The organism is Chryseobacterium sp. MYb7 (assembly GCF_002979455.1).
In the GTDB taxonomy this organism is placed as follows: Bacteria; Bacteroidota; Bacteroidia; order Flavobacteriales; family Weeksellaceae; genus Chryseobacterium.
This window is the reverse complement of the sequence record NZ_PCOU01000057.1, coordinates 1-7,293: the sequence shown is the minus strand read 5'-3', so window position 1 is coordinate 7,293 and position 7,293 is coordinate 1. Positions and strand designations below refer to the sequence as shown.

Genomic DNA, 7,293 nt, shown 5'->3' with positions numbered 1-7,293 from the left:
CTGGATCGGATTCAATTATTTAGCTTTTATTGTTATTGCTTGTAAAAAATTCATAAAAAGAAAGTCAAGATGAGTTCAATATTTAAGAACCAATGATGCAAAAGCTTTTGATGGGCTAAAAAGAAAAAATAGTTTTTAAGATATTCTCTATTAAAAAGTATAAACTTAACAACTATATTAACAATCTCAGATTATTGGTTTAATCCGAGATTGTTAATTCATAAACCTACGGAACTGAAATCAGGATTAGAGCTACAATAAAGAAAAATTATTGGAATAATCTCTTTATACTAAAATGAAGAAAGCCTCCCTAAAAAAGGAGATTCACACACTAATGATAAAAAGATTATTTCATCCCGAAAATATCACAATATTTTAAATAACATAAATCTTCGTAGAATCCTTTTAAAACCCGTTTAACAAAGTTATGGAGAACTAACGGGAGAACTAACAAATGCTGTTTACTAATCATGATACTACTTTTCTATAAACCTGCATAAACAGGAAGTAGTTTACTTTCTGTATCGGGAAATAAAACACAGAACGCAAAGGAGAAAAACGTTCATTTTAAAAATTCAGATATACCCTTAGCTCATATCAAATTTGTATTCGCTAAGGATAATCTTTTTTAATATAAGAACTAATTTAATATAAAAACGCACTATTCTTTCAGTGCTTCTTTTACATATTGTTTTCTTTGGCGGGATATTGGAATTTTCTGATGGGTACACGCCAGAATCAAATATCCTGAATCTTCGTTCAGAATACTTATTACATGCCTTTTATTAACGAGATGTGACTGATGGCAACGCATAAATCCGAAAGGTTTAAGCATCTCTTCGTATTCGTATATGGGCTTAGAAATTACATGTACGGTCTCATCTGTGAGGTAGAAAGTTGTATAGTTATTGGATGATTCACAACGCAGGATACTCTGAACCGGAACAAACAGGGTTTCTTTTTGAGAGGGCAATGCAATTTTTTTATGATCGAGAGGCAGTTTATTTTCCAGTAATTCTACAATATTGCTGAGTCTTCTATGATGTGATTTGTTGGTAATAGAAAGTTCTATTTTCTCTACTGTTGTTTTCAATTCATCAATATTAATAGGTTTCAGTAAATAATCCAATGCAGAAAATTTAATGGCCTGGATCCCATAGAAATCATACGCTGTGACGAAAACAATGTCAAATGAAGGTTTTTTAAAATATTTTAAAAGTTCAAACCCATTCTTTTGCGGCATTTCAATATCTAGAAATACCACATCAGGATTTACTTTCAGAATAACAGCACAAGCTTCATCTACAGAATTGGCGGTGCCAACAATTTTTATTAATGGACAGTGCCTTGTTAACAAAGACTGTAAGTTACTGATGTTGATAGATTCATCATCTACGATTACCGCATTAATCATTATTGATCCAATTTTTAAAAGTTAAAGTTACCTGAGTGCCATTAGTTGCTTCTAAAGACAGATGTATCTGCTGATCCTTCTGCATTTTATTGATGGTATCTATCCTTTCACGAGTAATAGCAAGGCCATACCCTGTAAAGGGAACTTTATCATTCCATACTCCGTTATCTTCTATTAATATCATCATATCATTCTTTTCTTTTAGACATATAATTCTAATCTTTCCATTTTGCCTTAGAGATGATACACCATGTTTAATCGCGTTTTCAATCAAGGGCTGCAATAATAACGTTGGAATTTCTATTTCTGTTGTGTATAAATCTGTAGGCAGCACAATTATTTCCCATTTAAACTCAAATCGAAGGGATTCAATATTTAAATAGATACGCATCATTTCAAGCTCCTGATCAAGGCTGTTGAAAACATCTCTGCTTTTGGACAAAGATCTTCTTAAAAGGATGCTAAATTCTTCGAGATATTTATTGGCCTCATCTATACGTTCTGTATTAACTAATCCCTGAATTGTACTTAATGCATTAAAAGTGAAGTGAGGATTCAGCATAGATTGAAGACGTATGGCAGCCTCTTCCAACTTTTTTTGCTCGGCTTCTGATTTATGAATTTTGTTTCTGAATTCCAGCGTAGCAATATAAAATATAAATCCTGACAACACCACAAACGCCAAAGTGTAAAAAATCACAGACTGATACCAATGTGGTCTGACATTAATATATTTCACTACAGTACTTTCCGGCTGTGCAACATAGTTACACCTCAATTCATATTCTATGTTTGAATCTACATGAAATACTTCTTTTGCAGGCAGAAATCCACAATACACTTTTTTCTTTGTTTTTAAATTGATGAGTTGATATTTAACTTTCAATGTATCATTGTTCGCTATTTTCAATTCTATCTTTTTTGTGTTGGGAGATAAATTGATATTTGAATATTTATACGCAATAACTCTTCCTATAGAATTACTTTTAAAATCATCAGTATTTTTTAAAATAATTTCAATTTCCGGAACAGACTGAACTCTTTGTAACCTATACCTCTGCAGAAGTTTGTCTGTATTATTATCAAATAGCTCAATAATACAGCCCTTCCCTACATTCATAAAAATATGATCAGCAATTTGGTTAAAGCCTTGTTTTTCTTTTGCATCATCATCCTCAATAAAATAAAACTTTGTTTTTATGTGAGATTTTTTAAAAAGATCTGTTGTGCTTATAGCAGCAAAGCCTCCTATCATTGTTATGTTATAATCCCGTTTATTTTGTCCGGAAGTGATATCCAGCCCCTTTCCTTCTACAATAAGATATGCTGTGCTCACTATTTCTGCATTTTGTGCGAATGCGGTTATATTTACAGATGTGAGAATAAATAAAAGTACAATACCTATTTTTGAACTCATTTTTTTTATGCATTTGTGTTTTGCTAATCTACATAATTAATTGATTGATAACACTATTGCATTTTCACAATATCAATCATAGCCTGCAGTTCATTATTAAGCTTATTTTCATTGGTAAAACCTACTGAAAAAAATCGTATTGCCCCCATTTTATCAATAACCACTTTTGCAGGGATTCTTGTTATGTTGTAATCGGATATCGTTATAAATTTTCCGTAGTTTCTTTTATCAGGAATATCTATTAATATATTGAGTGCAATCTGATGCTCTTTTACAAATTTCTTTATTCGTTGTACTGCGTCAGAACCCGTTTCCTTTGTTACTATATATAAAAAAACCACGTCTGGATTTTTTTTGTTTATCTTACTCATACTGGGTAAAGATTTGATACATGGTGCACACCAGGTAGCCCAGAAATCCAATACCACTATTTTACCCCGCAAACTCTTTAAAGAGACTGAATTTCCGTCCAGTGTTTTTAAATTAAACTCAGAAGCCTGTTTTCCTGAAATTATTTTTTTTGAGACTTCCTCGGCATATCTTCTTTTCATATTTTTTTGAATAGAATCCATTGCTGCGTCTGCATCTTTTTTTGTCAATAAAGAATAGAGTGTTTTAAACTGAGCTTCCATTACTTTTGTAGTTCTGCCAAGTTCAGCTTCTCTTCGGAGGAATTTGTACGCTTTTTCATTATAGTGTCCGGCAATCAATAAGGAACTGTATAGCTGAGCTGTCTCCGGCATCATATTTTCTGAATCTTTATTTTGAAGTGCTTTTTCCAGATAGTACAGTGCTGGACCTGATTGCCCCTGAGCATGTAATATCTTTGCAAAGGTTTCATAATAAGGATATGCGGCCAATTTCATAAATCTTTCCCAGTCTTTGCGATTAAAACCTTCCGGTCTGGCTTGTGGATCATCTTTATAGGATTCGTAGAGACGAATTGTTTTTTCTGCTAAATTATGTGCATAGTTTAGATTTTTGTTTGACTCATACAATATTTCTGCTGCTATATTCATATAAGAAGTCTGATTGAACTTGTCTTTTATTTTATTTAGATACAATCCAAAATTCTTAAAATCATCCTGCTTCAAAAAGGTAATTGCTGCTGATCCTTTCATCACATCCACTCCATTCGTATATTTTAAAGTATCCAGCTTATAAGTTTTCACGAGCGTATTCATCCCTGAAAGAATTTTTTTAGGATCATTTTGCTTAATGACATTCATAAAATCATTTCTAAAATTCTCTTTTTTTTGTCCTTTCAGCTCTGAAAAAAATATAAACACCAAACACAATATCAACAATTTAAATTTCATATTTTATAGATTTAATTCTACAAAACTAGATACACTGCAAAGTGTAGACTTATCAGAATGTGTAAAGACGTAAACCCAATGTGAATTTGGATTTAAAATTAATTTTTAGTCAAAAGAGAAATAATTCATATTCATATCAATAGTACTCAATAAATAAATTAAAAAAACAAATGTCTCAAAATTGAGACATTTGTCGTAAATTTAGGCCAATCAAAAATTAATGGATACTCAACAGAAAATCATTGATACAGCCATAAGTGTTTTAAATGAGAATTTTTCGGCAACATTTGAAGAAATTGCTGTACGCTGTAACCTTAACCGCAGGACATTGCATCGGTATTTTAAAAACCGGAACGAATTATTGGAAGCCTGCAACCAAAATATGATGCAAGCGTGGGAAGCAGCTGCCATTAAAGCCTGTAACAGTTCTTCCGATCCTTTAGCACAACTTGAAAATTTATTATATGCTGGAATTGACAGCGGAACCAAATATGCTTTTTTAATAAAGTTAAACGAGATTGAACCTACCTACAAAACTGAAACCAGTAAGGCATATTTAAAAACAAGAACCGATTTATTCGATGCACTACAAAAACTGCAGAAAGATCAGTTAATAGATAGCCAATTGCCGCTACCCTGGATAAAAATTCTTTTCACCAATAGTATTACAGCAACAATTACAGCATTCAGATCCGGAGATATTGCTCCCAATGAAATAAGAAAATTAGCCTGGACTACATTCAGCAGAAGTATCGGCTTAACAATTAAATAAACAAAAATGATACATTCTTTTTTAATGATAGGCCAATCCAATATGGCCGGACGTGGTTATGCAAAAGAGGTTCCTCCTATTTTTGATGAACATATTAAAATGCAGAGAAACGGTGTATGGCAGATCATGGCTGAACCGATTAATTTTGATCGTCCCAGTTCAGGTGTGGGGCTCACCTCATCATTTGCGGCTTCCTGGAGACAAGATAATGAACAAAATGAAATCGGATTGATCCCTTGTGCTGATGGAGGCACCAGTCTGGATGACTGGGCTGTAGGTGGTGCACTCATTGAAAATGCGATATCACAAGCCAGACTTGCCCAACGAACAAGTGAAATCAAAGGAATCTTATGGCATCAGGGCGAAAGTGACTGTTCACCTGAAAAGGCAAAGCAATATCAGGAAAAATTTGCTTTCATTATTGATACTTTACGCCAAGAACTTAATATTCCTGAGGTTCCTCTTATCATTGGAGGTTTGGGAGACTTTTTACCTGAGGGAATATTGGGTCAGTATTTTATTCATTATTCTTTGGTCAACAGGGAACTTGAAGATTTTGCCCAATCTCATAAAAACTGCTATTTTGTTACAGCAAAAGGGCTTGCGGCCAATCCAGACGGTATTCATTTCAATGCAGCATCACAAAGATTACTGGGAATCAGATATTATCAAGCTTACCATAATCTTAAACATATTTTCAGTCCTATCATTGATGAAGAGGATATTTTGAATACGATTTATAGCCGTCCATATACCAAGACGGAAAAAATTAAACTGCTGGAAAATGAATTTGCGCTAGGGAATATTGAGGGTAAGGAATATTTAACTAAAATAAAATTGATAGGACAGGAATAGAAACATTAAGATTTTTATTAAGGTTTTAAGAATATTAAGATAAGCTTCGCTTTATACTTACCATCAGAATAATTCATCTTAACTGTACATCCAATCCGTATTTTATCTTAGAAAAACTACTAAAAACACTAAAAATAAGTATATTCTATTAATAATGGATCGAATACGATTAAGAGCAATCTAGAAGCAGGGTACCAATCATTTTTAAAATAAATTTTTTAGTACCCTGTATGTTCTACAGCTCGATTAAAGTTTTTTCAAAAACTCTTCAGCTTCTGATGAATCATGTCCTGATGTTTTTGCCAATCCAATGGATTTTTCAGCCCATATTTTAGCATTTTTCTTATCTCCTATTTTATTATAAAGCCTTGCCAAAGTAAGCATATGGATAACTTGAGGTTGTTTCTCTATAGCTTTATGGGCCCAAAGCACAGCCTTTTCTATGGATGATTTATTAGTTATATCATTGTTTGCAAATCCCCATGCAGCAAACCCTAGATCCATGGGTTCCACATTAGAATAATTTTCATACATCTTCAGCATTATCTTTTCATATGTTTTATAATCTTTATTATCTAATGCGATATTGGCTTTTAAATCCTGTAAATTCTTTTCAGCTTCCTTTTTTTCCAAAAATTTTTGAACTTCAGTAAGGTAGTAGTTTTCATCCAGGACTTTTGTACTTTTGTTATAAGCTTTTTTATAAACATATTTAAGCTTTATACCTTTATCAAACTCCTCATAATCATTTTTAGAAGTAATTTTTATAATATCTTCTTTTTTATTCTGGAATACTTTATAAAGAGGGTCTTCCATACTTTCAATATTCATCATCAACTGTGTTATATCCTGGCTGGTGATAGCAGGTTGGGTACTAAAATACCTTTCTAACACTTTACTTGCAAAGGTTCTATCATCAGACATGCCGGCAAGTACAGCAAGATTTTTCAGGAATTCAGGGGAGCTTTCCCCATTTTCAAATTTCTTCTTTAAGGCAGGAAGTCTCTTGTTTGGGTCATTTGCGTCTTTTGCAAATTGGATAAATTCATTTTCTTCTGCATATCCTACTGTCCTGTGTATTTCTTCTCCTTTTTCATCGAGGAATAAATAAGTAGGATAGCTTTTTATATTATATTTCTTAGCTATTTTGAGCCCTTCTCCTTTTTCCATATCAATTTTGAAATTGATAAAATGAGTGTTATAATAATCTCCTACAGTTGCAAGTGGAAAAATACTTTTCGCCATTAATTTACATGGCCCGCACCAGGAGGTATAGGCATCAATAAATACGGGCTTACTTTCTTTTTTTGCTTTAGCTAAGATGCTTGCAAAATTACCTTCTTCAAATTTAATTCCAGTTTGACTCAATGCATAAGCACCTATAAAAAATGTAAAAAAAATTGATAATTTTTTCATAGTAAATATGATATTTTAATGTTAAACCTGTTTAAACTTTTATTTTTCTTAGGAACAAAATAGAAAAAGCCAGATAATGTAGGCTGATCCATGTAATATT

At 32.4% G+C, this 7,293-nt stretch carries 6 protein-coding genes; 2 read left to right on the top strand and 4 right to left on the bottom strand.

Going from position 1 to position 7,293, the window contains the following annotated elements; translation table 11 throughout:
• Positions 1 to 661: 661 nt before the first annotated feature.
• From CQ046_RS23215 to CQ046_RS23205, 3 genes are read right to left on the bottom strand one after another with little or no spacing between them, the layout of a single operon-like run.
• Positions 662 to 1,414: a LytR/AlgR family response regulator transcription factor gene (locus tag CQ046_RS23215; RefSeq protein ID WP_105704540.1), complete on the bottom strand. Its 753-nt coding sequence runs from the start codon at positions 1,412 to 1,414 to the stop codon at positions 662 to 664.
• Entirely contained in the window at positions 1,407 to 2,831 is a 1,425-nt protein-coding gene (locus tag CQ046_RS23210) for a sensor histidine kinase (RefSeq protein ID WP_105704539.1), read from the bottom strand. The genes CQ046_RS23215 and CQ046_RS23210 overlap by 8 nt, the downstream gene beginning before the upstream one ends.
• Positions 2,832 to 2,884: 53 nt before the next feature.
• Complete coding sequence (locus tag CQ046_RS23205; protein WP_165790585.1) at positions 2,885 to 4,060, bottom strand: TlpA family protein disulfide reductase; 1,176 nt, start codon at positions 4,058 to 4,060, stop codon at positions 2,885 to 2,887.
• A 310-nt stretch (positions 4,061 to 4,370) separates the two neighbouring features.
• Between CQ046_RS23205 and CQ046_RS23200 the strand changes: the two genes are divergently transcribed.
• A complete protein-coding gene (locus tag CQ046_RS23200; protein WP_105704537.1) occupies positions 4,371 to 4,922 on the top strand; it encodes a TetR/AcrR family transcriptional regulator in 552 nt (183 codons plus the stop codon).
• A 6-nt stretch (positions 4,923 to 4,928) separates the two neighbouring features.
• Positions 4,929 to 5,777, top strand: a complete 849-nt coding sequence (locus CQ046_RS23195) for a sialate O-acetylesterase (RefSeq protein ID WP_105704536.1) — start codon at positions 4,929 to 4,931, stop codon at positions 5,775 to 5,777.
• A gap of 246 nt (positions 5,778 to 6,023) precedes the next feature.
• On the opposite strand, the gene CQ046_RS23190 is transcribed toward CQ046_RS23195, so the two are convergent.
• Positions 6,024 to 7,193, bottom strand: coding sequence for a thioredoxin family protein (locus CQ046_RS23190; protein ID WP_105704535.1), 1,170 nt, complete (start codon positions 7,191 to 7,193; stop codon positions 6,024 to 6,026).
• Positions 7,194 to 7,293: the final 100 nt, after the last annotated feature.